General features: G+C 64.1%; 25 protein-coding genes. 12 read left to right on the top strand and 13 right to left on the bottom strand.

The features are described 5' to 3' along the window. Nucleotides 1-28: 28 nt before the first annotated feature. Nucleotides 29-1,756 (top strand): metallophosphoesterase, encoded by a 1,728-nt coding sequence (locus tag B015_RS31375; RefSeq protein ID WP_018429804.1) that lies wholly within the window; start codon nt 29-31, stop codon nt 1,754-1,756. On the opposite strand, the gene B015_RS0121505 is transcribed toward B015_RS31375, so the two are convergent. Continuing rightward, nucleotides 1,714-2,733, bottom strand: coding sequence for a substrate-binding domain-containing protein (locus B015_RS0121505; protein ID WP_018429803.1), 1,020 nt, complete (start codon nt 2,731-2,733; stop codon nt 1,714-1,716). The genes B015_RS31375 and B015_RS0121505 overlap by 43 nt on opposite strands. A 152-nt stretch (nt 2,734-2,885) precedes the next feature. Beyond that, complete coding sequence (locus tag B015_RS0121500) at nt 2,886-3,365, bottom strand: NUDIX hydrolase (RefSeq protein WP_018429802.1); 480 nt, start codon at nt 3,363-3,365, stop codon at nt 2,886-2,888. A 195-nt stretch (nt 3,366-3,560) separates the two neighbouring features. Here B015_RS0121500 and B015_RS0121495 point away from each other — a divergent pair, with 195 nt between their 5' ends. The 3 genes from B015_RS0121495 to B015_RS0121485 are packed head-to-tail and all read left to right on the top strand — an operon-like array spanning nt 3,561 to nt 7,918. Next, the gene (locus B015_RS0121495) at nt 3,561-4,583 is read left to right on the top strand and encodes an ABC transporter substrate-binding protein (RefSeq protein ID WP_018429801.1); all 1,023 of its coding nucleotides are present in this window, start codon (nt 3,561-3,563) and stop codon (nt 4,581-4,583) included. 3 nt (nt 4,584-4,586) lie between these two features. Then, the gene (locus B015_RS0121490) at nt 4,587-6,842 is read left to right on the top strand and encodes an iron ABC transporter permease (RefSeq protein WP_018429800.1); all 2,256 of its coding nucleotides are present in this window, start codon (nt 4,587-4,589) and stop codon (nt 6,840-6,842) included. Next, nucleotides 6,842-7,918: an ABC transporter ATP-binding protein gene (locus tag B015_RS0121485; protein WP_018429799.1), complete on the top strand. Its 1,077-nt coding sequence runs from the start codon at nt 6,842-6,844 to the stop codon at nt 7,916-7,918. The genes B015_RS0121490 and B015_RS0121485 overlap by 1 nt, the downstream gene beginning before the upstream one ends. Before the next feature lie 213 nt (nt 7,919-8,131). Here the strand turns inward: B015_RS0121485 and B015_RS0121480 are convergent, their stop codons facing one another. From B015_RS0121480 to B015_RS31370, 7 genes are all read right to left on the bottom strand, one after another. Then, on the bottom strand, nt 8,132-8,569 hold the full coding sequence (locus B015_RS0121480; RefSeq protein WP_018429798.1) for a YqaA family protein: 438 nt from the start codon (nt 8,567-8,569) through the stop codon (nt 8,132-8,134). Nucleotides 8,570-8,586: 17 nt separating this feature from the next. Continuing rightward, entirely contained in the window at nt 8,587-8,985 is a 399-nt protein-coding gene (gene cueR, locus B015_RS0121475) for a Cu(I)-responsive transcriptional regulator (protein WP_018429797.1), read from the bottom strand. Between the two features lie 165 nt (nt 8,986-9,150). Beyond that, a complete protein-coding gene (locus tag B015_RS0121465) occupies nt 9,151-10,704 on the bottom strand; it encodes a multicopper oxidase domain-containing protein (protein ID WP_018429796.1) in 1,554 nt (517 codons plus the stop codon). Between the two features lie 71 nt (nt 10,705-10,775). After that, a complete protein-coding gene (locus B015_RS0121460) occupies nt 10,776-11,216 on the bottom strand; it encodes a hypothetical protein (RefSeq protein WP_157632803.1) in 441 nt (146 codons plus the stop codon). 40 nt (nt 11,217-11,256) lie between these two features. Then, on the bottom strand, nt 11,257-12,270 hold the full coding sequence (locus B015_RS0121455) for a 2Fe-2S iron-sulfur cluster-binding protein (protein WP_018429794.1): 1,014 nt from the start codon (nt 12,268-12,270) through the stop codon (nt 11,257-11,259). Between the two features lies 1 nt (nt 12,271). After that, complete coding sequence (locus B015_RS0121450) at nt 12,272-12,535, bottom strand: glutaredoxin (RefSeq protein ID WP_018429793.1); 264 nt, start codon at nt 12,533-12,535, stop codon at nt 12,272-12,274. A gap of 63 nt (nt 12,536-12,598) precedes the next feature. Then, nucleotides 12,599-15,124 (bottom strand): heavy metal translocating P-type ATPase, encoded by a 2,526-nt coding sequence (locus tag B015_RS31370; protein ID WP_018429792.1) that lies wholly within the window; start codon nt 15,122-15,124, stop codon nt 12,599-12,601. A gap of 273 nt (nt 15,125-15,397) precedes the next feature. Between B015_RS31370 and B015_RS0121440 the strand changes: the two genes are divergently transcribed. The 7 genes from B015_RS0121440 to B015_RS0121410 all read left to right on the top strand — a co-directional run bounded on the left by B015_RS0121440 (nt 15,398) and on the right by B015_RS0121410 (nt 20,924). Then, on the top strand, nt 15,398-15,595 hold the full coding sequence (locus tag B015_RS0121440) for a heavy-metal-associated domain-containing protein (RefSeq protein ID WP_018429791.1): 198 nt from the start codon (nt 15,398-15,400) through the stop codon (nt 15,593-15,595). Between the two features lie 238 nt (nt 15,596-15,833). Then, nucleotides 15,834-16,679, top strand: a complete 846-nt coding sequence (locus B015_RS0121435) for a cytochrome c oxidase subunit II (RefSeq protein WP_018429790.1) — start codon at nt 15,834-15,836, stop codon at nt 16,677-16,679. Nucleotides 16,680-16,752: 73 nt separating this feature from the next. Continuing rightward, on the top strand, nt 16,753-18,522 hold the full coding sequence (gene ctaD / locus B015_RS0121430; RefSeq protein ID WP_018429789.1) for a cytochrome c oxidase subunit I: 1,770 nt from the start codon (nt 16,753-16,755) through the stop codon (nt 18,520-18,522). Next, a complete protein-coding gene (locus tag B015_RS0121425) occupies nt 18,519-19,223 on the top strand; it encodes a cytochrome c oxidase subunit 3 (RefSeq protein ID WP_018429788.1) in 705 nt (234 codons plus the stop codon). The genes ctaD and B015_RS0121425 overlap by 4 nt, the downstream gene beginning before the upstream one ends. Before the next feature lie 9 nt (nt 19,224-19,232). Next, nucleotides 19,233-19,955 (top strand): heme-copper oxidase subunit III family protein, encoded by a 723-nt coding sequence (locus B015_RS0121420; protein ID WP_018429787.1) that lies wholly within the window; start codon nt 19,233-19,235, stop codon nt 19,953-19,955. An 8-nt stretch (nt 19,956-19,963) separates the two neighbouring features. Beyond that, the gene (locus tag B015_RS0121415) at nt 19,964-20,350 is read left to right on the top strand and encodes a cytochrome C oxidase subunit IV family protein (RefSeq protein WP_018429786.1); all 387 of its coding nucleotides are present in this window, start codon (nt 19,964-19,966) and stop codon (nt 20,348-20,350) included. 103 nt (nt 20,351-20,453) lie between these two features. Then, nucleotides 20,454-20,924: an aminoacyl-tRNA deacylase gene (locus B015_RS0121410; RefSeq protein ID WP_018429785.1), complete on the top strand. Its 471-nt coding sequence runs from the start codon at nt 20,454-20,456 to the stop codon at nt 20,922-20,924. A 161-nt stretch (nt 20,925-21,085) separates the two neighbouring features. Here the strand turns inward: B015_RS0121410 and B015_RS0121405 are convergent, their stop codons facing one another. Continuing rightward, on the bottom strand, nt 21,086-21,934 hold the full coding sequence (locus B015_RS0121405; protein WP_051091987.1) for a DUF2189 domain-containing protein: 849 nt from the start codon (nt 21,932-21,934) through the stop codon (nt 21,086-21,088). A gap of 243 nt (nt 21,935-22,177) precedes the next feature. On the opposite strand from B015_RS0121405, the gene B015_RS0121400 reads away from it, so the two are divergent. Continuing rightward, nucleotides 22,178-22,576: a cytochrome c family protein gene (locus B015_RS0121400; RefSeq protein WP_026227567.1), complete on the top strand. Its 399-nt coding sequence runs from the start codon at nt 22,178-22,180 to the stop codon at nt 22,574-22,576. A 369-nt stretch (nt 22,577-22,945) separates the two neighbouring features. Here the strand turns inward: B015_RS0121400 and B015_RS0121395 are convergent, their stop codons facing one another. The 3 genes from B015_RS0121395 to B015_RS0121385 are packed head-to-tail and all read right to left on the bottom strand — an operon-like array spanning nt 22,946 to nt 26,387. After that, on the bottom strand, nt 22,946-23,551 hold the full coding sequence (locus B015_RS0121395) for a histidine phosphatase family protein (RefSeq protein WP_018429782.1): 606 nt from the start codon (nt 23,549-23,551) through the stop codon (nt 22,946-22,948). Continuing rightward, the gene (locus B015_RS31365) at nt 23,551-24,645 is read right to left on the bottom strand and encodes an ABC transporter ATP-binding protein (RefSeq protein WP_018429781.1); all 1,095 of its coding nucleotides are present in this window, start codon (nt 24,643-24,645) and stop codon (nt 23,551-23,553) included. Before B015_RS31365 ends, B015_RS0121395 begins: the two co-directional genes overlap by 1 nt. Continuing rightward, nucleotides 24,642-26,387: an iron ABC transporter permease gene (locus B015_RS0121385; protein WP_051091921.1), complete on the bottom strand. Its 1,746-nt coding sequence runs from the start codon at nt 26,385-26,387 to the stop codon at nt 24,642-24,644. The genes B015_RS31365 and B015_RS0121385 overlap by 4 nt, the downstream gene beginning before the upstream one ends. Nucleotides 26,388-26,484: the final 97 nt, after the last annotated feature.

Genomic DNA, 26,484 nt, shown 5'->3' with positions numbered 1-26,484 from the left:
GGCCGACTGGCCGCGCAGCGAGAATGACATGAAGATTGCCGTCATCGCCGACCCGCATTTCCACGACGTCGACAACCGTCAGGGCGTTGGACGAGGCGACCGGGTGGCGGTCCGAACCCTTGCCGACACCAATGCCTCGACGCGCGTGTTCAACGAGAGCTTCCATGCCACACGCGCGCTGCTCGACGACATCGTCAGACGCGGCATTTCGTTGGTGGCGATTGCCGGCGACCTGACCGACGACGGCCAGCAGTCGACAATGGCAGCGGCGACCGCGCTGCTGGCGGACTATTCCCGTCGCTTCGGCCTGCGCTTCGTCGCGACCCCGGGCAATCACGACCTCTATGCCATCCACGGTCGTCACCAGAGCAAGCGCTTCCTCAACCCGAATGGTTCGCACATGCTGGTGACAAGCGACGCCGATATCGGGCAGGACAACTCGGTCGACAAGATCGTCAGCGCCGAGATGTATTGCGGCGGCTATGAACAGGCGATCCCTGCACTGAGCGCGCTTGGCTTCTTCCGGCGCGACGGCGACCTGCATTGGGAATGCCCATTTGGAATCGATGACAGGCTTGAGGCGCGGATTTTCGACATCGTTTCCTCCGACGGGAAGACCGTCAGGCGTATGGCCGACGCTTCGTTTCTCGTCGAGCCGGTCGAGGGGCTGTGGTTGTTGTCCATCGATGCCAATGTCTTCGAGCCGAAGAATGGCGACCTCGATCCGGCGGCGGAGAAGAGCTACCACGACAGCACCGATGCCGGCTGGAACTCGATGCCGCGCAACAAGGGTTTTGTGCTGGACTGGATGAAGCACGTTGCGGCGAGGGCGAAAGCGCAGGGCAAGCGGCTGATCGCGTTTTCGCACTATCCTATCATCGATCCCCTCAACGGCACCTCAGCCGACGAGGCGAAGCTGCTCAACGACACGAGCTTCCTGCGACGAACGCCGCGCGCGGACGTGTCGAAGGTTGCGGCTGCCACCGGCATCAAGGTGCATTTCAGCGGCCATTTGCACATCAACGACACCGCCATCTTCCGCGACGGTGATGACTGGCTGGTCAACATCGCCGTGCCGTCGATGGTCGGCTTTCCGCCTGCCTACAAGATCGTTGAGATCGGAGACGACAGGCTCGATGTCGAGACGGTGGTCGTCGCCGAAGTGCCTGCATATGACACCGCTTTTGCCCTCTATCGCGTCGAGGCGGCGCGGGAGGGAGCGTCGGCGGCGGTGACCGAGGCTATCGGCCATGCAGACTTCCTCAGCCGGCATCTCGCCGAGATGGTCCGGCATCGCTACCTGCCCAAGGAATGGCCCCGGGATCTGGCAATACTTGTGCCGCAGCTCGACCTTGGCGACCTCGAGCGGCTTGCGGGAGCCAGGGCGCCGCTGACGGCGAGTGACGCCATGCCGTTTCTCGCGGCTGTGGCGAAACCGGACGCGCAGGACTGGCGCGTGCTGCCCTTTTTCGAAATGGTCGTCGACTGGTACAGGCTGCGCAAGGGTCGCGAGGTCGCGCTCGATTTCATCGAGCCGGCGCGTATCGTCGCCTATCGCCATCTCGCGGCTCTTTTCGCTGCGGGCTCGTGGCCGGAAGGCTGCCTGCAGGACAGGCTGGCGTCGTTCATGCGGATGCTGACGGACTGGCTGGCGAGTGCGCCGTCAGGCGACTTTTCCGTCGATCTGGCGACCGGCGACGTGATCTCGAGAAGTCACCTGGGCCGGACGGTCCGGCGCCAGACCGGATCGGCGTGAAAGCAGACGCGGCCGCCGCGCACCGGTTCGGGTTCGTCGCTGTCGAGCAGCTTGGTGATGTGGTCGGCCACCTGTGCGATCGGCTGGCGGAAGGTGGTCAGCTGGTATGACGCCCAGCCGGCCTGCTCGATGTCGTCGAAGCCGACGACACAAAGCTCCTCGGGCACGTTCATGCCGAATTCGACGCGCGCCGCATCCATGAAGCCGCAGGCGAGCAGGTCGGTGACGCAGAAGGCAGCGTCAGGCCGGTGCGAGCCGCTGAGCAGCAGGCGCCCGGCCTCGAAGCCCGCGCCGTAGCCGGTGGGGCCAGCACGCGTGATGGTCACTTCGAGCCCTGCCTCGGCGGCGGCCGTTTCGAAGGCGCGCTCGCGTGCGACAAGGCTCGGCGTGCCGGCCTGCGAGGACACCACGGCGATGCGCCGGCTGCCGGCACGGTGGAGCATGTGGAATGCTTCGCGTGCGGCCGCAGCATTGTCGACGCTGATGTTTTCGGGGCCGTCGAGATGATCGTCGCGGTTGATCAGGATGACGTGCTGGCCGCTGTTGAGGCAGGTGTTGATGAGCGATGTCGGCGGCGTACCCGACAGCACCACGGTTGCGTTGGCGCGGTAGTTGAGCGTCTGGCGCAAGGCCGCTTCGACGCTGTCGGTGTCGCCAGAGGTGTTGATGACCATGGCGACGCGGTTGATGGCCTGCAGGCGGCGGGTGATCGCGTCGATCAGGCGTGAATGGTAGGGCGTGTTGATGTCGGCGCCGATGAGGCAGACGATGCCGCTGTCCTCGTGGATCAGGCTGCGGGCGAGGTGATTGACGTGGTAGCCGAGCGTCTCTGCTGCCTCGAGCACCTTCTTGCGGGTGGTCTCGGAAACGCTGGCGCCGTCGGTGAAGGTGCGGGACACGGCCGAGCGCGAAACGCCGGCCAGTTCGGCGACCTGCTGTGCGCTTACGAATGACCTGCCCGGCTTCAGTTCGGACATCGACAGCTCCAGTTTGGTCGGTCGTCAAACCGCATCTTGGCCTTTGCACAAATGTGCAACGGCTACCCTGATACAATCGGTTTCAGCGACCTGCAATCCTGCAACTGCAATCTTGCAGCCTTCAGCAATGCGTCCTGATGTCGAGCGGACGCCTAGGCTGGTTCCGCCTCAGGCTGGACGAGGTCCGCCACTGTGAGACCACGGATCAGGGTCGAAAGCTCCGGCTCGTCGATGAGCACGGCCGCATCCGCTGGCGCAAGCCAGGCACGCTGGCGAGCACCGGCCTCCTGCCAGGCATCGAGCTCTTCGGAGACCTGGATGAGGTAGGCGGTGACCACGACATGGACGAAGCTGGTCGACAGGCGCTTCCAGTAGCAATAGCTGCCGGCCGGCTTTTTCAACGCCTTGCCGTTCACGCCGGCCTCTTCGCGGGCTTCGATAAGCGCTGCCTGGCGCGCGCTCTTGCCCTTCATCGGCCAGCCCTTGGGCACGATGAAGCGGCGGGTGCCGCGCGAGGTGACAAGCATGACCTCAAGCGCGCCATCCTCGTTCACGCGGAACGGAATGGCAGCGACCTGGGCGATGCGTTCGCCCTTGTTCGCCTTGCGTATGGTCTTCTTGTCCTTGGGCATCTGCGCCTGATGTTCCTTTCCTGCGGCCTTTTGCGACCGTCTTTCCTCTTACCTAGCACTTCGGCCAGATCATGTTCGTGACGCAAAGATAGTGCGATGAACACGATTGCAAAATGCGTAAAAAGCACTCACTCTGCAACAGGCCAAAACGACATAAGATCGTTAGACGGCGAAAAAGATGGAGGGAACTGCAAAATGAAGACTGCCTACATGTATTCGGCGGCGTTCGCCGCCCTGATGCTGGCCACTGGTGTTGCCCGCGCCGAGAGCCTGACGCTCTATTGCAGCGCCGACGAGGCCTGGTGCCAGCAGATCAAGACCGGCTTCGAGGAAAAGACCGGCATCACCGTCGACATGACCCGCAAGAGCTCGGGCGAAACCTACGCCCAGGTGCGCGCCGAGGCGAGCAACCCGAAGGGCGACGTGTGGTGGGGCGGCACCGGCGATCCGCATCTGCAGGCAGCCCAGGAAAACCTGACCGAGGAGTATATATCGCCGATGCGCGGCGAGCTGCACGACTGGGCGATCAAGCAGGCCGAGGCCGCCGGCAACAAGACCATCGGCGTCTACTCTGGCGCGCTTGGGTTCGGCTACAACAAGGACCTGCTCGCCAAGAACAACCTGCCCGAGCCGAAATGCTGGGCCGACCTGACCAAGGCCGAATACAAGGGTCAGATCCAGATCGCTAACCCGAATTCGTCTGGTACCGCCTATACGACGCTGGCGACCATGGTGCAGCTGATGGGCGAGGACAAGGGCTTCGACTACATGAAGGCCCTGCACAAGAACATCAACCAGTACACCAAGTCGGGCTCGGCGCCGATCAAGGCAGCCGGCCTCGGCGAAACCACCATCGGCATCGTGTTCATGCATGATGCCGTGGCGCAGACGGCTGCGGGCTTTCCGATCGTGACTGTCGCGCCCTGCGAAGGCACCGGCTACGAGATCGGCTCGATGTCGATCATCAAGGGCGCACGCAACGCCGAGGCAGCAAAGAAGTTCTACGACTGGGCACTGTCAGCCGAAATGCAGGGCAAGGCCAAGGACGTGAAGTCGTTCCAGCTGCCGTCGAACAAGGCGGCGGCCGTGTCGGAACTGACGCCCGACCTGTCGACGATCAAGCTGATCGACTACGACTTCAAGAAGTACGGCTCGAGCGAGGAGCGCAAGCGGCTGCTTGGCAAATGGGATCAGGAGGTCTCCTCACTGCCGCAATAATCCATGCGCTCCCGCGATCTGAGCGGCGGCCTGCACCCGACAGTCATCCTGTGGATGGCGGTCGGGTGGCTCGGCTTTGCCGTGCTCCCCTGGTTTGGCGTCGAGGACGGGTTCTTCGGCTTGTCCTGGCTGTTGAAGGGCTATCCCCTGGACAGCGAGTTTGCGCCTGCGCTCGTTCTCAACCTCAAGAGTGAGAAGCTTTGGCTGGCGCCGCTCGGCCTGCTTTTGGCCGCGCCGCTCTTGCTATGGGGGCGGAAGAAATCCGATCCGCTGTTCGGCAAGCTGCTGGTGACGATAGGGGCGGCGGGCTTTGCCTGGCTGATGTTCCAGGGTTTTGCCATCGGCCTGCGCGGCTGGCAGTTCGGCTGGCTGCAAGGCCTGTTCGGCGAACTCGGCGACCGTCAATTCGGCATGGGCTACGGCGCGCTTCTGGTCGGCCTCGCCTTCCTGTTCCTGTTTTCAGTTGGCCTTGCCGCGCGCGGCGCGGTCGGCGGCGACGTCTTCGTGGTCTCGACCATCGCCTTCGTGGTGGCAGCGGTCGGCCTGTTCATCTTCATGCCGATCCTGCAGATGCTGGCCAATGCGTTGGTCACCGAGGACGGCAGCTATTCGGTCAGCACCTTCCTCGGCAAGCTGTTCAGCCCCAGGCTCTGGAGCCTCGACTGCCTTGCCGGCGGCAGCCGCTGCGGCGTCGCCTGGAACTCGCTGTTCCTGGCGGTCCTCGTCGGCGTGCTGACGACGGCGCTTGGCCTGGTCTTCGCGCTGATGGTCACGCGCACCGGCTTCCGCCATGGCAAGCTGCTCAGAGCGCTGACGGTGCTGCCAATCATCACGCCGCCCTTCGTCATCGGTCTCGCCATTATCCTGCTCTTCGGCCTGTCGGGCGCAGTGACGCAGACATTCTCCGAGCTGTTCGGCATTCAGCCGACGCGCTGGATTTATGGCCTGCCGGGTCTGCTGATCGCACAGCTGCTCGCCTTCACGCCGATCGCCTTCCTGGTCTTGATCGGCGTGGTCGAGGGCGTCAGCCCGTCCATGGAGGAAGCGGCGCAGACGCTGCGCGCCAATCGCTGGCAGACCTTCTGGACGGTGTCGCTGCCGCTGATGCGGCCAGGCCTCGCCAATGCCTTCCTGCTCGGCTTCATCGAGAGCATGGCCGACTTCGGCAACCCGCTGGTGCTGGGCGGCAATTTCGACGTGCTGTCGACAGAGATCTTCTTCGCTATCGTCGGCGCCCAGAATGACGAGGCGCAAGCGGCGGTGCTGGCCATCGTGCTGCTCGCCTTCACGCTGCTTGCCTTCTATGCCCAGCGTTTCTGGCTCGGCAAGAAATCCTACACGACGATGTCCGGCAAGGGCGACGCCGGCGTGCACCCTCAGCTGCCCATCGGCCTCAAGCGCGCCGTCTATGGCGTCGCCGGCTTCTGGGTTGCCTTCACCATCTTCGTCTATGCGACCATCTTCTACGGCAGCTTCGTCAAGCTCTGGGGCGTCGACCACAGCCTGACCCTGACACATTATGTGAAGGCCTTCGCGGTGGGGTGGAACGAGTTCGGTATCCACTGGAAGGGCTCGGCTTGGAGCTCGTTCTGGACCACACTCAAGATCGCGCTGATCTCGTCGCCGCTGACCGCCGCCATAGGCCTGCTCACCGCCTATCTTTTGGTGCGGCAGAATTTTGCCGGCAAAAACGCCTTCGAATTCGGCACAATGCTGTCCTTTGCCATCCCCGGCACTGTCATCGGCGTGAGCTATGTGATTGCCTTCAACGTGCCGCCGATCGAGCTGACGGGGACCGGCATCATCCTGGTGCTGGCCTTCATCTTCCGCAACATGCCTGTGGGCGTCCGGGCGGGGGTGGCGTCGATGTCACAGATCGACAAGAGCCTCGACGAGTCGTCGCTGACGCTGGGCGCCAATTCCTGGCAGACCTTCCGCAAGGTGGTGCTGCCGCTGCTCAGGCCGGCGATCGTCGCAGCACTCGTCTATTCATTCGTGCGCGCCATGACGGCGATCAGCGCCATCATCTTCCTGGTCAGCGCCCGCTACGACATGTCGACGAGCTACATCGTCGGTCGCGTCGAAAACAACGAATACGGCATCGCGATCGCCTATTCGGCGGTGCTGATCGGCGTCATGCTGGCGGTGGTCGGGCTGATGCAACTGCTCGTCGGCCGCCGCAACATCGGCCGCCGCGGCCACGAGCTGTCGCAGTCACGCACCAATGTGAGCCAACCGGCATTTTCAGGAGGCGGCTGATGGCCGAGATCAAGAGCAACGCCGCTTCGGTGGAGTTTCGCGAGGTCACCAAAGTCTACGGCAAGAGCCCAGTGCCAGCGGTCAACGACGTGTCGCTGTTTGTCGAGGCTGGCAAGCTGGTAACGTTGCTGGGACCCTCAGGCTGCGGCAAGACGACGACGCTGCGCATGATTGCCGGCCTGGAGATGGCGACGCGTGGAAAAATCCTGATCGGCGGGGCCGATGTCACGCATCTGCCGGCGACGGACCGTGACGTGTCGATGGTGTTCCAGTCCTATGCGCTGTTCCCGCACATGACGGTCAACGAAAACGTCGAATACGGCCTGAAGTTCTCAGGCTTCGCCAAGAAGGAGATCGGCGACCGGGCGCGCGCCGGGCTGGAGCTGGTCGGCCTCGGCGGCTACGGCCACCGCTTGCCGAGCGAATTGTCCGGCGGCCAGCAGCAGCGCGTCGCTGTTGCTCGCGCGCTCGTGCTGGAACCGCAGGTGCTACTATTCGACGAGCCGCTATCCAATCTCGATGCCAAGCTCAGGCGCCGCGTGCGTGAGGAAATCCGCGACATCCAGACCAAGCTCGGGCTGACGGTGGTCTATGTCACCCATGACCAGGAGGAGGCGCTGGCTGTCTCCGACCGCATCATTGTCATGAACAATGCCATCATCGCCCAGGACGGCACGCCGCGTGAACTGTATGACGCGCCGGCGGATGCGTTCGTTGCCGACTTCATCGGCGAGGCGAACATTTTCGACTGCGAGATCGCCTCGGTCGAGGGCGGGCTGGCAAGCGTGCGGCTCGGCGAGCTGGAGACGAAGCTCGACGCACGCGGCATGGCGCCGGGCGCGGCAAAACTCGCCGTGCGGCCGAGCCGCATCGAGATCAAGCCGGCCGGCAGCCCGCGCACAATACCGGGGCGGTTGGATAAGGTGACCTATGTCGGCTCCGACCTGGAGTTCATGGTCGGCACCGAGTTCGGCGAGGTCTTTGCGGTGTCGTCTGATGTCGATGCGCCGTTCCTGCCTGGGCAGGATGTGGGCATCGGGTTCGCCGCGCGCGGGCCGGTGCTGATCAGGGCGTGATCGGGACGTTTGAGCTTACCTTCAACCCCTGACGGCGTTTCTCCTCGTAAGACCGGGAGGAGGTTGGCAACGACAGTGGCGCTCCCCTGCTCACGGGGAGGGGACTGCCTTGTCGAAGGACGCACAACCTAGTGGTCAACGAGTGCGTGGCGTTTCTCTCTCGGTCGAGAAGCAGCCACTGCCGGTTCGGTGTCCGATCAGTCGGCTAAACGACTAGATGAAACTCTGCGCTGCCGCCGCCACTGCGAGGTAACGCACCAGCTTGGCCACCCCGACCAGCCCCAGAAAGCTCCACAGCGGCTCCTTCAGCGTGCCGGCAATCAGTGTCAGCGGGTCGCCGATGATCGGCACCCAGGAAAGCAGCAACGACCAGCGGCCGTAGCGGCGATACCAGTTTTCCGCACGGGCGAGGGCGGCGGGGCTGGCCGGGAACCAGCGCCGGTTTTTGAAGCGTTCGACCTGGCGGCCGAGCAGCCAGTTGACCCATGAGCCGAGCACGTTGCCGACGGTGGCAACTGCGATGAGCAGGGCAAGCGAATAGCTGCCATTGATGATGAGCCCGGCAAGCAGGGCCTCGGACTGGGCGGGCAGGAGCGTCGCGGCGGCAAAGGCCGCGACGAAGAGGCCGCCATAGGCGGCGAGGATTGTCATGGGAACGTGCGCGCCGGCTACTGGGTCTGCAGGCGGCCGGACAGGCCGTCGATGATCGGGCAGTCGGGCCGGTTGTCGCCGTGGCAATTGTGCACGAGGTGGCGCAGCGTGTTGCGCAGCTCGGTCAGTTCGGCAAGCTTGCGGTCGATCTCGGTAAGCTTGGTCTCGGCGAGCGCCTTGACGTCAGCGCTCTCGCGCTCTTTGTCGCCGTAGAGCGACAGAAGCTGGCGGCATTCCTCGACGGAGAAGCCAAGGCTGCGCGAGCGCTGCAGGAAACGCAGGCGGTGCACGTCGGACATCGAATAGTCGCGATAGCCGTTGTCGGCGCGGTCGGGGCGCAAAAGGCCGATGTCTTCGTAATAGCGGATGGTCTTGGCCGGCAGGCCCGACTTTTCCGAAGCGGTACCAATGTTCATCTGTCACTCCTTGCGCATTCTGGAGCGGCCTTGTGCGTCAATCCCGATGCACGGCGCTCGAGAGCGAGTTGTTGTCATATAAGGCTTCCAGTAACTGGAAGTTCAAGGGGCTGGCGAAATCGTGATGCAGGCCGGCGCCGAAAGCACCGGCCTGCATCTGTCGGATCAGCTCTCGTAGGCCATTGAGGTCATCATGCCGCCGGCCATGTGGTAGAGGTGGTGGCAATGCAGCGCCCACTTGCCGGCATTGTCGGCGTCGAAGGCGATGGTCACCATGCCCATATTGGCTGGCACCAGAATCGTGTCGCGCACCGCACCTGCAAAACGTTTGCCGTTGACCGCGACGACCTGGAAGTGGTGGCCGTGCAGGTGCATCGGGTGCGACATGGTGGTGTGGTTCATGAAAGTGAGCTCGAAGCGGTCGCCGCTCGTCACCGCCAGCGGCTTGTCCTGGCCATGCATGGCGCCATCGAGCGTCCAGACATAATTCGGTCCTTCGCCCAGCATCATGGTGTGCTCGCGGCTCGCGGCCTTCTTCTCCAGGGGCTTGGCGGTACGCAGCCGCTGTTCGAGGTCGACGCCGACGGCGGGGAAGTCCTCGTCGGCCATGTCGGCGAGCTTGACGACCGATGCGCCCTTCGCGGCAAGAACGACACCTGTCCGCATGCGGCCGCCTTCCTGCACGGCAAAGACCGGCCAGGCCGAAGCCTCCTTCGGCAGTTCGAGCAGGATATCGAGGCGCTGGGCCACGGCGAACTCGAAGCGCGTGCCATCGATCGGTTCCACCGGCATGCCGTCGACCGCGATCAGCTTGCCCTCGAGCTTGCCGAGGTCGAGCCACATGTTGGTGGAGGCGGCGCCATTGATGAGGCGCAGGCGGATGCGGCCACCCGGCTCGACGGCAAACACTTCGGGGTCGTCGAGGGTGCGGTCGTTGGCCAGCAGCGCGTCGTACTGAACGTCCTGCAGGTGGGACATTGCCGGCATTTGGCCACCCATCTGCATGCCGCCCATCGCGCCATGGTCCATGGTGTCGTGGCTGGTCTGGCCGCTGGGCATCGCCATGCCCGACATGCCGGACATGTTGTGGCCTTCATGGCCGCCGCCGGCTGCGGGCGCCGGAGCTGGAGCAGGAGCAGGAGCCATGGCGCTCATGTCGTGACCGCCGGCCTTGAGTTCGGCAAGGATCTCCTGCGGGTCGCGGAAGGTGAAGTCGTGGAACAGCACCACCACTTCCTGCACGTCCTGGCCGGCCTCGGCCGGATCGCGCACGATCAGCGGGGCTGCCAGCATCAGTTGCTCCTGCAGACCGAAATGCGAATGCATCCAGAAGGTGCCGGGACGGGCGACGGGGAAGTCGTAGTCGTGACTGCCGCCATCGCGGATCGGCTCCTGCGAGATGCCGGCGACGCCGTCCTGCTGCCATGGCGGGGTCAGGCCGTGCCAGTGGATGACGGTCGGCTCGCCGATGAGGTTCTTCAGCCTGACGCGGAAGTTCTCGCCGGCATTCATGACCAGGCCCGAGGTGCCATCGGCCTGATGCAGGCCGAAGACGTTGGCGGCCTTGCCCTTGACCTCGATGACGCGCCTGCCTGCCGTGATGATCTTGTGACCTTCGGCGCGGGCCGGACGCGCCGGCAGGAGAAGGGACGGGACTGCGGCAGCCGAAAGCGTGGCTGCGGAAGCCGCGAGGAAGCCGCGGCGTGAAAGGGTGTTCATTTCATTGTCTCCAAAACTGATGGTCTCCCGGCGCGGAACGAGCCGGGGCGTGCGCGTCGAAGCGCGTCAGTTCAGGAAAGCGACGGCGGTCTCAGATGCGGCGAAGCGATCGATCCGTAAAGCGGCTCTGTCCTGGCGGGAGCAGGCGAGATGGTAGTCAGATCGGGGAAGGCTGCGGGCAGAGGCAGCGGAGCGCAGTAGCTGCACGAGGCAAGACATTGCGCCAAGCAGGCCCTGCCGTCTTCGTCCTGAGAGAGGTCGCCGCAGCAGGCCACGTCGGCCTTGGCGTGATGCGAGATCGTTTGGGCAACCTGCGGCTGGTGTTGGCTGCCGGGTTGATGGGCGGAAGCCGCCTGCCCGAGGACCAGGAAGAAAAGAAGCAGCAGTGGCAGCATCAGGCGCAGCACCCGCAACGCCCTTGTCCTGCCATCTTCCATCACGGCAACATGCGCGCCGGCCTGCCCACACCTGTCGGCGTGGCGGGGAAGCGTCGTGGCTGAGATCTGCCGCATCGAATGCATGTCCTATCAATGGGTATTGGACCTGATCTGGTCAAGCGGCGTTGTTGTCGCTTCCTTCAGGCGTGAAGAAGACGTCGGCGTGAACATCGGTGGCCAGAACTCCGCGTACGCCGAGAACGGCCATGGCAGCGTCGACCATTGCCGGCGGGCCGGCGACATAGGCCTTGGCGCCGGCGAGGTCGCTGTGATCCTCAGCGAGCGCATCGGACACGAAGCCGCCGCGCCAGCGATCCGAAGCGGTCTGCGACAGCGCCGGGATGAAGGTCAAATTGGCGAACCGCTGTTCCAGTGCACGGAAGTGCTCGACGAGATAGAGGTCGTGTTCGGTGCGGGCGCCGAAATAGACATGGATCGGCTGGGCCATGCCTGAAAGCAGCGCTGTCTCGACGATCGACTTGATCGGCGCGAGGCCGCTGCCGCCGGCAAGGGCGACGATCGGTCCGACATGCGCTTCGCGCAGATAGGCGGAGCCGCCAGGACCTTCGAACCCGACGGTGTCGCCCTGTTTCAGCAAAGCGTGGATCAGGCCGCTGGTGCGGCCGCCGGGCACTGCCCTGATGTGAAGCTCGACAAGCTCTTCGTCCGGCCGGCTGGCCATCGAATAGCTGCGGGCTGGCGCACCCGGGACCGACAACGACAGGTATTGGCCGGCGGCGAAGCGGAAGCTCTCGCGGTCGGCGAGGGCGAGGCGGATCGCCACGATGTCATGCGTCATGCGGTCGATGGCGACGACCTCGGCTTCCTGCGCCTCTGCCGGCTCGGCATCAAAGGCTTCGTCCAGCCACTCGACGACAACGTCGTCGCTGGGCACCGAGCGGCAGGCAAGGATGAAGCCGTCGGCGCGTTCCTGTTCGCTGAGCGCAAAGGGCGAGTGCTTGCCCAATTCCACATGGCCGGAGACGAGGCGTGATTTGCAGGCGCCGCAGCGGCCGGAGCGGCAGCTGTGCGGATAGGCGATGCCGGCGTCGAGCGCCGCCTGCAGGATGGTCTTGCTATCGCCGACCGCAAAGCGGCGGCCGGGCTGGGGCAGAGTCAAATAGGTCATGTCAGGCTGCCCTTGTCAGGTCAAGAAGCGCCTCGATCTCGGCGCGCTGGACAGGGAAGGTGCCGAAGAAGACGTGCTTGCCATCGATTATGGTTATGGGGGCGACGCGGACGCCGGTGCGGCGCTTGGCTTCGTCGGCGATTGCCGGGTCGCGCAGGTCGCGCTCGACGAAGGGCAGTTGCTCAGCGTTCAGCCAGCGCTTCAGCGCCAGGCAGTCGGGGCAGGTGGGCGTGGTGAAGATCTCGATCCAGGGAGCGTTCGGCATGACGGCCTCGCGTGAGACGGAGGGGGATGAGCGGCCTGCCGGTCAGGCAGGCCGCAAGGAGGGTTACTCGGCAGGAACCAGCGCCGGGGCGCCCGATGCGGCCGTCGCGCGGGCAGGGGCCTTGAAGCGCTTCAGCCGCATCGCATTGCCAAGCACGAAGACGCTCGACATCGCCATCGCGCCCGCCGCCAGCATCGGCGACAGAAGCGTGCCGCTGACCGGATAGAGCACGCCAGCCGCGACCGGTATAAGGGCTGCGTTGTAGGCGAAGGCCCAGAACAGGTTCTGCCTGATGTTGGCAATCGTCGCCTTTGACAGCGCGATCGCGTTGGTCACACCGAGCAGGTCACCTGACATCAGCACCACGTCTGCGCTTTCGATGGCGACGTCAGTTCCCGTGCCGATGGCGATGCCGACTTCGGCCTCGGCCAGCGCCGGCGCGTCGTTGATGCCGTCGCCGACGAAGGTGACCGCGCGGCCACCGGCACGCAGGCGCTTGATGGCATCGACCTTGCCGTCGGGCAGTACCTCGGCGACAACCTCGTCGATGCCGAGCTGGGCAGCGATAGCTTCGGCCGTGCGACGGTTGTCGCCCGTGATCATCGCCACCTTCAGGCCCATCTCGTGCAGAGCGCGGATGGCCTGCGGCGTCGTCGGCTTGATCGGATCGGAAACCGCAATGACCGCCGCGAGCTTGCCGTCGATTGCCGCATAGAGCGGGGTCTTGGCCTTGTAGCCCATGCGGATCGCAGTTTCGGCGAAGTCCTGCACCGAAATGCCGAGCTTGGCCATGTAGCGGTCGGCGCCGACAGCGACGTTCTGCTTGCCGACCTTGGCGCTGACACCGAAGCCGGGCACCGCTTCGAAGGAGCCAACCTCGGCAAGGGCGAGACCGTCGTCCTTGGCTGCCGCCACGATTGCGGCTGCGACCGGGTGCTCCGACTGGGCCTCGACCGATGCCACCAGGGCCAGCACGTTGACGCGGTCAAAACCCTTGGCGACTTCGAGGTCGGTCATTACAGGCTTGCCTGCGGTCAGGGTTCCGGTCTTGTCGAGTGCGACGACCTCGGTCGACTTCAGCGACTGCAGCGCCTCGCCGTTGCGGAACAGCACGCCCAGTTCGGCGGCGCGGCCGGTGCCGACCATGATCGAGGTCGGCGTGGCGAGGCCCATGGCGCACGGGCAGGCGATGATGAGCACGGCAACCGCGTTGACCAGCGCGAAGCTGACCGCCGGCTCTGGACCGAAGACCAGCCAGACGAGGAAGGTGAGTGCGGCTGCGGCCATGACGGCGGGCACGAACCAGGCCGTGACCTTGTCGACCATTGCCTGGATCGGCAGCTTCGAACCCTGGGCTGTTTCAACCATGCGGATAATCTGGGCCAGCAGCGTGTCTGAACCGACTTTGGTGGCGCGGTAGGTGAAGCTGCCGGTCTTGTTGATCGTGCCGCCGACGACCTCAGCGCCTTCGCCCTTGCTGACGGGGATGGGTTCGCCCGAGATCATGGATTCGTCGACGAAGGACGAGCCAGTCAGCACGATGCCGTCGACCGGAACCTTGTCGCCGGGGCGCACCTGGACGACGTCGCCCGAGACGACTTCATCGAGCGGAACGTCGACGAATTCACCGTTGCGTTCGACACGGGCCGACTTGGCCTGGAGACCCATCAGCCGCTTGATCGCTTCGCTGGTGCGGCCCTTGGCCTTGGCTTCGAGGAAGCGGCCGAGCAAGATCAGCGTGACGATGACGGCCGACGCCTCGTAATAGACATTGGCGGTGCCTGCCGGCAGGACGCCGGGCGCAAAGGTGGCGACGACCGAATAGGCCCAGGCGGCGGTCGAACCGAGCACGACCAGCGAGTTCATGTCTGGCGCAAGGCGCAGCAGCGCCGGCACGCCCTTCTTGTAGAAGCGCAGGCCGGGGCCGAACTGGACGATCGTCGCCAGCACGAAGAAGGCGATATAGAGCTTTGGCTGGGCGATGTTCATCATCAGCCAGTGGTGCAGCGCCGGGATGGCGTGCGAGCCCATCTCCAGCACGAAGATCGGCAGGGTCAGCACGGCGGCAATGCCGAGGTCGCGCTTCAGGTGTGACATCTCGCGGTTGCGGGCGTCCTCGCGGCTGTCGGTGCCCGACGCAGCCGTCGAGGTGTCGGCACGGCGCGGTTCGTAGCCGGCCTTGCGGATAGCGGCGTCGATGGCGGCGCGGGGTGCGACGCCGGCCAGGGTCTCGATGGTGGCGCGTTCGGTGGCGAGGTTGACCGAAGCCGACCTCACGCCTGGCACGGCGGCAATGGCCTTTTCGACACGCCGTACGCAGGAGGCGCAGGTCATGCCTTCGATCTCGACTTCGACCGTCTCGACCGCAACCTCATAACCGGCATTGCGGATGGCGGCGATGACGCCGTCGGAATTGATCTCGCTGCCGAAGCTCACATCGGCGCTTTCGGTGGCGAGGTTGACCGCAGCGGTGGTGACGCCGGGCACTGCCGCGATGGCCTTTTCGACGCGGCGCACGCAGGAAGCGCAGGTCATGCCCTCGATCGGGAAGCTTTGCCGTGTGGTCGCCAGGTTCAAGGGAGCGTTCATGGGTGCTGGACCTTCATTTCATCACTTTCGGCCCTGAGGTCTAAGGGTTCCAGCGTTGGGAAGGTCAACAGGATTTTTGCCGATTTTTCTCTTTTCGGTCAACCATCTGAAAATACTGCGTTTTCATGATGGAGGCGGGGTGTTCTCCATTCTTCGGACCTGAATTCCCACCGGTAACGGATCCGTGATCGAAAAACCATTTGACCTTCCAGTTGCTGGAAACGCCAGATTGCAGGGACGGTGCCAGGACGGACCGAAACAAGGATTTCTGAAATGCTGAAGATGAATGTTCCCGACATGACCTGCGGCCATTGCGCGGGCATGGTCACCAAGGCGGTCCAGAGCGTCGACTCGGCCGCGCGCATCGACATCGACCTGAAGTCGCAGACCGTGTCGATCGAGACCTCGGCGGATGCCGCCAAGGTTGCCCAGGCGCTCGACACTGCCGGCTATCCGGCCCAGGCAGTCTAAGCCTGCGCTCCGTAAAAGGGCGGTGCACCGGGGGCGGTGCGCCGCCCTTTGCATTTTTAGGCCACGCGCGAAGAACATCGCGGGCTTAGCGCAAGAGTTGTTTCCGGGCCGCCGGCGGCCGCTAAAGTGACGCAACGTCACCGTTTCGGTTCCCCTAGTATTTCGTCGACTTTTCAAGCTATGATGCCGCCGGCCTTCCTGCGGGACTGAGTCCCCGGAGGTGCCGGGAGGACCGTGGATGGCCATTGCGCTGGTACTGGTTCTTGTTGTCGTCGGCTCGGTGCTGTTCCATGTGCTGAGTCCCTGGTGGTGGACGCCGATAGCTTCCAACTGGAGCTATATCGACACCACCCTTGTGATCACGTTCTGGATCACCGGCTTCGTTTTCTCCGCCGTCGTGCTGTTCATGGCCTATTGCGTCTACCGCTTCCGCCACAAGGAGGGGGCGACCGCGCATTACGAGCCGGAGAGCAGGAAGCTCGAATCCTGGCTGACGGCGGTGACGGCCATCGGCGTGGCGGCGATGCTGGCGCCCGGGCTCTATGTATGGAGCCAGTTCATCAACGTGCCCAAGGACGCGACCGAAGTGGAGGTCGTGGCGCAGCAATGGCAGTGGAGCTTCCGCCTGCCAGGCAAGGACGGCAAGCTCGGCACATCCAATGTGCGGCTGGTCAGCGCCGACAATCCGCTCGGCATCAATCCCGACGATCCCAACAGCAAGGACGACGTGGTGGTCGAGGCTGCCGACCTGCATCTGCAGATCGGCAAGCCGGTGAAGATGCTGCTGCGCTCGATCGACGTGCTGCATGATTTCTACGTGCCCGAGTTCCGCGCCAAGATGGACCTGGTGCCGGGCATGGTGACCTATTTCTGGCTGACGCCGACCCGCACCGGCACGTTCGAGGTGCTGTGCGCCGAGCTCTGCGGCACCGGGCACAACTTCATGCGCGGAACGGTGCTGGTCGACACGGAGCAGGACTATGCGACGTGGCTGGAGAAGCAGGCGACCTTCGCCCAGCTGAGCACTCCTGCGAAGGTGGGCGCGCTGGCTACTCCTGCAAAGGATGTGGTGAAGGTGGAATAGCAGACGGATACGGCGCGACCGCTCGCAAGCGGCCTCACCGCGAAAGCAGAGGCATGGAGCAACAGGTGCACGCATGGTCGATGTCACGCCTCACGGAGCAGACCTGATCCCGCCGGCCGAAGTGGGTGAGATGGAGCTTTACCATCCGCACAGCTGGTGGACGAAATACGTCTTCTCGCAGGACGCCAAGGTAATCGCGATCCAATATGCCGGCACTGCCATGGCCATCGGGCTGGTGGCGCTGGTGCTGTCCTGGCTGATGCGCCTCAAGCTCGGCTTCCCCGACACCTTCTCGTTCATCTCGCCGGAGGCCTATTATCAGTTCATGACCATGCACGGCATGATCATGGTCATCTACCTGCTTACGGCGCTGTTCCTCGGCGGTTTCGGCAATTACCTGATCCCGCTGATGGTCGGCGCCCGCGACATGGTGTTCCCCTATGTCAATATGCTGAGCTACTGGATTTATCTGGCGGCCGTGCTCGTGCTGGTGGCGAGCTTCTTTGCGCCGGGCGGGCCGACGGGGGCAGGCTGGACGCTCTATCCGCCGCAGTCGATAACCTCAGGCACGCCAGGCGGGCAGGACTGGGGCATCATACTGATGCTGGTGTCGCTGATCATATTCATCATCGGCTTCACCATGGGCGGCCTCAATTATGTGGTCACCGTGCTGCAGGGCCGCACCCGCGGCATGACGCTGATGCGCCTGCCGTTGACCGTGTGGGGCATCTTCACCGCGACCGTCATGGCGCTGCTCGCCTTCCCGGCACTGTTTGTCGCCTGCGTGATGATGTTGTTCGACCGCATCATCGGCTCGAGCTTCTTCATGCCGGCGATCGTCGAGATGGGCGAGCAGCTGCCGCACAATGGCGGCAGCCCGATCATGTTCCAGCACCTGTTCTGGTTCTTCGGCCATCCCGAGGTCTACATCGTCGCACTGCCCGCCTTCGGCATCGTTTCCGACCTCATCAGCACGCACGCCCGCAAGAATATCTTCGGCTATCGCATGATGGTGTGGGCCATTGTCGGCATCGGGGCACTCAGCTTCGTGGTGTGGGCGCACCACATGTATGTCTCGGGCATGCACCCCTATTTCGGCTTCTTCTTCGCCACCACGACGCTGGTCATCGCGGTGCCGACGGCGCTCAAGGTCTACAACTGGATTCTCACCCTGTGGCGCGGCGATATCCACCTGACCATCCCGATGCTGTTTGCGCTCGGCTTCATCGTCACCTTCGTCAATGGCGGGCTGACCGGACTGTTCCTAGGCAATGTCGTGGTCGACGTGCCGCTGTCCGACACCATGTTCGTGGTCGCCCATTTCCACATGGTCATGGGCGTGGCGCCCATCCTCGTTGTCTTTGGCGCGATCTATCACTGGTATCCCAAGGTCTCGGGTCGGATGCTGAACGAGACGCTCGGACGCTTCCACTTCTGGGTTACGTTCCTCGGCGCCTACCTGATCTTCTTCCCGATGCACTATATCGGCCTGGTGGGCGTGCCTCGGCGTTATCCGGAGCTCGGCGAAACGGCGTTCGTGCCGCCGTCGGTGCATACGCTCAACGAGTTCATCACCATCATGGCGCTCGTTGTCGGCTTTGCCCAACTTGTGTTCCTGTTCAACCTTTTGTGGAGCATCCGTCATGGCCGCGATGCCGGCGGCAATCCGTGGCGGGCGACCACGCTGGAATGGCAGACCGATGGCACGCCGCCGCCGCATGGCAATTTCGGCAAGCAACTGCCGCTGGTCTATCGCTGGGCCTATGACTACAGCGTGCCCGGCGCCCGCGAGGATTTCATTCCTCAGAACGATCCCTGGCAGCCGGAAGGCGGTCGGCAATGAGCGCGATCCTGATCTTCATGGCGGGCCTCGCGGCCGTCGCCATCTGGTGGCTGACGCAGCAGCGGCTGACGGCCAAGCCGTGGTTGGAATCCGGATCGACCGATGCCTATCCGCTGACAGAGGCGCCGGCGATCGAGCCCGCCAAGCTCGGGGTGGGCGTGCTGCTGGCGGTCATCGGCGCGATGTTCATGCTTTTGGTCAGCGCCTATTTCATGCGCATGGTCTATGCCGACTGGCAGGCGCCGCCGATGCCTGATGTGCTGTGGGTCAACACGGCAATGCTGGCCTTGGCGAGCATCGTGCTGCAATGCGCGGTGGCGGCGGCACATGGCGGACAGCTGAGCAATCTGCGCCTGGCGCTTGTCGCTGGCACGCTGGCTTCGCTGGCGTTCCTCGGCGGCCAGCTCATCGCCTGGCGCGACCTGGCGGCGGGCGGCTACTTCGCCATCGACAACCCGGCGATCAGCTTCTTCTACATGATGACGGCGCTTCACGGCCTGCACGTTCTGGGCGGGCTCGTGGCGCTCGGGCGCACAGACTTCCGGGCCTGGAGGTCCGTGCCTGCAGGGAGGCTGACGCTCTCGGTCGAGCTCTGCGCGCTTTATTGGCACGGCCTGTTCGTCGTCTGGCTGGTGCTGTTTGCCGTGCTTATGGGCTGGGCCGCCGACTTCATCGACATCTGCCGGCAGCTGCTGAGCTAGGAGGAAAGGATGACTGAGACCACGCTCGGACACGCCGACCACACCGCGCCGCGGCCGGGCGGCGCGCGGGGCTTCGTCGCGGATTGGTCGTCCGACCAGAGGGCGTTCAAGAACGTCTCCTGGGGGAAGGCCATGATGTGGATCTTCCTGCTCAGCGACACCTTCATCTTCGGCTGCTTCCTGCTCGCCTACATGACCGCGCGCATGTCGACGACCATACCTTGGCCCAATCCGGCCGAGGTGTTTTCGCTACATATAGGCGGCAGCGACGTGCCGCTGCTCTTGATCGCCATCATGACCTTCGTGCTGATCTCGTCGTCGGGCACGATGGCGATGGCGGTTAATTTCGGCTACCGGCGCGACCGCAAGAAGACGGCGATCCTGATGTTGTTGACCGCCGCCCTTGGCGCAACCTTTGTCGGCATGCAGGCGTTCGAATGGACCAAGCTGATCACTGAGGGCGTGCGTCCCTGGGAGAACCCCTGGGGAGCGGCGCAGTTCGGCTCGTCCTTCTTCATGATCACCGGGTTCCACGGCACCCATGTCACCATCGGCGTGATCTTCTTGCTGATCACGGCGCGAAAGGTATGGCGCGGGGACTACGAGACAGGGGCGCGGGGCTTTTTCACCAGCAGGCGGGGCCAGTATGAGAGCGTCGAGATCATGGGGCTCTACTGGCACTTCGTCGACCTGGTGTGGGTCTTCATCTTCGCATTCTTCTATCTCTGGTGAGGCGAGCGATGGCACAGGTGGACGCACAGGATCATGGGCTGCATGGCGAAGCGGCAGCGGCGCCCGTCACTGGCCATGCAGTGGGCCAGCAGCATCCGATCAAGCTTTATCTCGTCGTCTGGGGCTGGCTTTTCGTGCTCAGCGCCTGCTCTTATGCGGTCGACTACTTCCAGCTCCAGGGGCTGCTTCGCTGGGGCCTGATCATCTCCTTCATGCTGCTCAAGGCCGGCCTGATCGTCGCGATCTTCATGCACATGGCCTGGGAGCGGTTGGCGCTGGTCTACGCCATCATTGTGCCGCCGCTGGCGATCCTGGTGTTCGTCGCGATCATGGTGGTCGAGTCGCGCTACACCGAACTGATCCGGGTGCTGTCCTTCGGCGTGGGGCACCAGTAGTCGGGACGCTCAGCGTTCTTCGTTGACAGGCGAAATGATGGGAGGAGAATGGATCGTCTCGTTCTCCGATGCGTCGCCACCGTCAACCAGAAAGGCGCCAACGATGACGATCGCTCGAAAACTCCAGGACTACCTCGCGGGCAAAGGCATCCACTACGATACCGTCGCCCATCATCGCACCTCGACCAGCAGCCAGTCGGCGCAGGCGGCGCATATTCCAGGCAGAAGGCTCGCCAAATCGGTGCTGCTGCACCACGAGATGGGTTATGCGCTGGCCGTCGTGCCGAGCAGCCATAGGGTCGAGCTGAACACGTTGCAGGACGTGATCGACAAGAGGCTCGGCCTTGCTTCGGAAGACGAGGTCGGCCAGCTGTTCAACGACTGCGACATTGGTGCCGTGCCACCAGTTGGCGCCGCCTATGACGTGCCCGTCATCCTCGACGAAAGCTTCGGCCCGGAAGGCGACGTGTATTTCGAGGCCGGTGATCACAGGACGCTGGTTCATGTCACCGGCGGTGACTTCCGTAACCTGCTTCAGGGCGCGCGGGTCGCAAGGTTCAGCCATCCGGCCTAGAGCAATTCCGGGAAAAGCGCACAGCGTTTTTTCCCGCTCGGAACTCAAGAAACACGCGGTTCCGCCTTCGAGGGAAAGCGGAGACCCTCTGGTTGGATTGATGGCACCTGCTGCCGCCCCATCGGGGCGGCAGCAGTATTTCAGAGGGGCAGTGTCAGACGTCAGTTGCTGCGCTTGCGCGACCTTGCGGCCTTGACGGGCACGGGTGCCGGAGCCGGTTCGATGACCTTGCGATAGAGGTGCCAGGTCGCGTGGCCGAGCACCGGCAGCACGATGGCCAGGCCGACCAGCAGCGGCAACGAGCCGATGAGAAGTGCCACCGCCACGATCAGGCCCCAGAACAGCATCGGCACCGGGTTTGCCATGATCGCGCGCGCCGACGTCTCGATGGCCGCATAGGCGCCGATGTCACGGTCGAGCAGCAGCGGGAAGGCGACCACTGTCGTGCTGAGGGCGATGAGTGCAAAAAGCAGCCCGATCAGATTGCCGAGGATGATCAGCGTCCAGCCACGCTGGGTGGTCAGCACGTCGCTGACGAAGGCGCCGATCGACAGCGGGACGGCGTCATCGTAGACGCGGGCGTAGAGCGTATGGGCGGTCACGATCCAGACGACGAAGAGCGCCATCAGCATGATGCCGACCACCACGATTGCCGGCATAGCGGGCGAATTCCTGACCTCGAGGGCATGCCACCAGGAGGTGTCGAGATTGAGTTCGCGTCTTCGGCTGATCTCGTAGAGGCCAATGGCTGCGATGGGGCCCAGCAAGGCGAAGCCGGTCATCAGAGGGTAAATCAACTGCAATGCGTTGCCGCCGGAGGTCCAGGTGATCAGGACGACCCCGACGATCGGGTAAATCAGACCCAAAAACACGTAATGCGAGGGTTTGTCCCAAAAGTCTTCAAATCCGAGCCGGAGTGCGTCGAGCACGTCGGACACGCCGATGCGGCGTATGGTCGGGTGTTGGACGTCACTGCCGGTGCCTGCTGCATAGACATGGAAATTTGCCATGAACATTCCTCCGAGAACGGGTCCGGTATCGGTCGCGGCTTGTGGTGGTGCTGCCGTCCAGCATGACTGGTCACGCCAAACCGCGACCTGCACCGTCAGCACCATAACCTGCCTGAGACGATTTGTCGCCCCTGCCGGGGATGGCCCCAAAACCGGCAGCAGAATGGCCCATGGTGCGGCGACGCGAACGGTTCTAGTATCGCGTGTGTCGACGCCGTGCGCCGACCGATCAGGGAGAAAGCCATGAAAAGGACGGCGCTAGCCTTACCGGCTCTCGTTGCAGTTTCTTTTTTCACAGCCACCTCGACCCACGCAGCCGGTGACGCTGATGCGGGCAAGAAGGTCTTCACCAAATGTATGGCCTGCCACGAGGCCGCGACCGACAAGGACAAGGTCGGTCCCTCGCTGCACGGCGTGATTGGGCGCACCGCAGGCACGCTGCCCAGCTTCGAAGCCAAATATTCCGACGCGATGAAGAAAGCCGGTGCCGCTGGCCTCGTCTGGGACGAGGCCAATATTGCCGCTTACCTCAAGGCGCCGAAGGAAAAGGTGCCTGGCAACAAGATGGCCTTTGCCGGTCTTAAGGACGACACCGACATCGCCAACGTGATCGCCTATCTGGAAGCCGCGGCCAAGCAATAGGCGCGATCCTCCAGGGCAGAGTTGAAAACACCCCGGCCATCTCTTGTGGATCGGGGTGTTTTTTAAGCGATGCTTATGATTAGGGGTGCTAATAGTCCGTATGGACGACGCTGCGTTTCACTACGAAGTGTCGTCTGTCGTCGGGGTCCAGCCACACATCCTGACCTTGCCCAGGGGCGCAAGCCCGAGGGCGGGTTATTGCCGGTGGCGCCTGGCGAGTATTTTCATCGGACGCATATTGCCACCTGAACTGCAGACGACGGTTTTAACTCATCTAGATTTTTGTCTCCCTGGAGGGGGTAACTAGCGGCTTTCCTGGGGGACCATGGAAGCCGCCTTGTTTTTGGGCCCAGTCAGCTCTGGCCGATGTCAGTCTGGCGCGTCGAAGTCGGGCGTGACGGCGGCGATGTTGTAGGCTTCGAGGCGGGCTGCGGAGGCGTCCGGCCCATCGAAGCTGAGTATGGTCGCGGTGCCCGGCGTCACCGGCACGACCCGCGATGGCGGCAGCCCAAGAAACGAATGGCAGGCGGCGCGGATGACACCTCCATGGACGATGGCGAGCGTGTCGCCGCTGCACTTCTTCAGGCAGTCGCGCAGGCCCTCGACGATGCGGGCACAGAAATCCGCCCAGGGCTCGCCCCTGTCGGGGGTGAATGTGCCCGCCCTCCAGGCGAGATATTCATGCGGGCGTTCGGCTTCGAGCTCATGCTTGATGCGGCCCGTCCATTCGCCCATGTCGATCTCGCGCAGGCGAGGATCGAGCGGTGCATCGCCATAGCCGAGCAGGCTGGCGGTCTGGCGGGTGCGACCGAGATCGGAAACCACGATGCGGTCGGGGGCCATCGTTCTGGCGAAGGCGGCAAAGCGCTGGACCTGCCTGATGCCGCGCTCGGACAGCGGCGCGTTGTCGTGGCCCTGGAGCCGGTGCTCGGCGTTCCAGGTGGTCTCGCCGTGGCGCACCATAATCAGTCTCATCAGTCGATCCTTTCACCAGTCATCGCAAAGACCGCGCTCGGCTCGCCGAGGAAGCTGAGGCGGATAGGGGCGCCGCTGTCGGCGCTGAAATAGCCGTCGGCCATTGCCGTGAGACGACGGCCTCCAGAGAAGGCGGTCACCATGGTGCGCCCGGCAATGGGGGCTGCTTCCTCGAAACGTGCCGAAATCGATGGCCGTCCCGGCACCTCGCCGACGGTGATGTCGTGGGCGCGGTAGAGAAGCTGGACCTCGCGTCGGGCTTGCGCATGCGCCGCGCTTGCCAGCTTCAGCCCGTCATAGACCAGCCCGTCGCCGTCGCTCGACACCTCGATCAGGTTGGCGGGCGGCGTGCCGAGAAAGGTGGCGACGAAGGTGGTGCGGGGATCCTGCAGCAGCTCCAGCGGGGTGCCGAACTGCTCGACCCGGCCATTGTTGAGGACGGCGACATGGCTCGCCATCGTCATCGCCTCGACCTGGTCATGGGTGACGTAGACCGATGTCGCCCCCGTTGCCCGGTGGATACGCATCAGTTCGCTGCGCATTTCGATTCGCAGCTTGGCGTCGAGATTGGACAAAGGCTCGTCGAACAAAAGGATGCTGGGCTTCGGGCCGATGGTGCGGGCGATGGCGACGCGCTGCTGCTGGCCGCCTGAAATCTCGGCTGGGTAGCGTTCCTTCAGAGCCGAAATTCCGAGCAGGCCGAGCACTTCGTCGACACGGCTGGCGCGGTCGGCCTTGCTCCATTTGGCGACCTTGAGCGGCCACTCGATGTTGCCGGCAACCGTCATATGCGGCCACAGCGCGTAGCTCTGGAAGACCAGGCCGGCATCGCGGGCGCCGGCGTCAGCAACGAGGCCGCGCGTGCCATCCGAGACGGTGCGGCCCATGAAGGCCATTTCGCCGTCGCTGGGCGTCTCCAGCCCGGCGAGCATGCGCAGCAGGGTGGACTTGCCGCAGCCGGACGGGCCGACCAGCACGAGGAACGCGCCTTGCGGCACCGAGATGTCGACATTGTCAACGGCGGTGAAATTGCCGAAGCGTTTGCTGACGTTGCGGATCGCTATCGCGGCGGGATTGCCGTTGGCGGGGCTCATGCGGATTTCCACTTCTGGACGCGGTTCTGCAGGCGGTGCGCCAGGAGAGTGGCGACGACGCAGAGGACGAGGATGACCATGGTGATGGCGTTGGCGAACTGCATGAAGCCTTCGGCCGCATAGCGGTAGGCGAGCATGCTGAGCACCGGCGAGGTCGAGGTGAACAAGAGCACCACCAGCGACAGGTCGCGGACGATCTTGACGAAAACCAGCAGCGCACCGGCGAGCAGACCGCGGATGGCGAGCGGCATGATGATGACGCCCATGCGGCGGAAGAAGCCGGCGCCGGTCAACCTCGCACTTTCCTCGATGTCGGCCGAGATCTGGCCGAGCACCGAGCGGCCCGATTGCACTGCATAGGGAAGCAGGTGGGCGGAAGCCGCAAGCACCAGCAAAAGGAAGGTGCCGTAGAGCGACGGCAGCGGCCCGATGGGGGCGCCGAACAGCGCGATGTAGGCTGCGGCGAAGGCGATCGAAGGGATCAGGATCGGCGTGAACGACACCTGGCCGAGGACGGTGGCGAGCACGCTGCCCTTGTTGCGGGCGATGGTGTGGGCCAGCGCCAGGCCGAGCGCCATGGTGGTGATCGCGACCGTGACCGCCAGCTTGAGGGTCATCCACAAGGCATCGATCAGCACCGGATTGCGGAAGATGCCTGCCTGGCCCTGGGCCATGTCGGTGCCGCCTTCGCCGATCCAGAAATGTGTCGTCCAGTTGGAAAACAGCGAGCCGTTCTGGAGCGCGAAGCTCGAGGCGGTGAGAACGATCGCCGGCACGAAGGTGGTGAGCGCGCACATCAGCACGGCAACCGCAAACAGCGGCCAGCGCCATTTGCCGAGCGGGAAGCGCTTGGTGCGGCCGCCCTTGCCGGTGACTGTGACGTAGTTCTTGCGGCCGGCGACCAACCGCTCGCCAAGCCAGAGGAATGAGGCGGAGACGACGATCAGCAGCAGGGCGATGACGAAGCCGCGTTCGGTCTGGCCGGTCTCGATCATGCCGAACAGGCGAGTTGACAGCGTCTGCATCCTGACCGGCAGGCCGAGCAAAGCGGGGGCTGCGAAGTTGGAGACGGCACCTGCGAAGGTCAGTGACGCCGCCGCGATCAGTGCGGGGGTGACGACAGGCAAGATGATGCCGAAGAAGATGCGCGAGCGCTTTGCGCCGGCAACCTGTGCCGCCTCGACGAGGTCGGCGCCGACCGAACTGAGGGCTGCGGAGATGACGGTGAAGGCGAGCGAGTAATAATGGGCGGTGAGCACGATCAGCGTCGGCACCAGTCCCCAGGCCAGCCAATCCGGCACCATCCAGCCATTGGCCTCGAAGAAGCCGACTGAACCGCCGAGGCGGCTGTTGCGGAAGAGAGCGCCCCAGGCAAGGGCCGCGGCGAAGCTCGGGATCATGAAGGGCAGGGTGGCGAGCAGGCCCAGCGTCCTGGGTGCCGGCACGTCGGTCAGCACCACCAGCCAGGCGAGAAAGCCGCCCATCAGGATGCAGCCGGCGGCGACGCCGACGCCAAGCAGGATGGTGTTCCACAGCGGGCGCCACCACAGGTTCTCGGACATCTTCGAGGCAAGCACCGCCTGCCAGGCCTCGCGGCCATCGACGGTGAGGGTGGACAGGATGATCTTGACCAGCGGGGCCACGACCAGGACGGAAACGATCAGAATGAGAATGATCGGGACGAGCGTCTCGGAGCGCAGGAGGCCTCTCCGAGACAACGTGGAAGTTGCTGCGGCGGACATGACGAACTTTCTTGGCGGATCTGCGGGGCGAAGCGGCGCTGACAGCGCCGGCCGAACGGACCGGCGCCTCCCCTCGGGGCGCGCCGGTCCGGCCGCT

The organism is Hoeflea sp. 108, from assembly GCF_000372965.1.
Taxonomy (GTDB): domain Bacteria; phylum Pseudomonadota; class Alphaproteobacteria; order Rhizobiales; family Rhizobiaceae; genus Aminobacter.
Note: the sequence above shows the minus strand (reverse complement) of the source record. Positions and strands in the feature narration are given on the sequence as shown.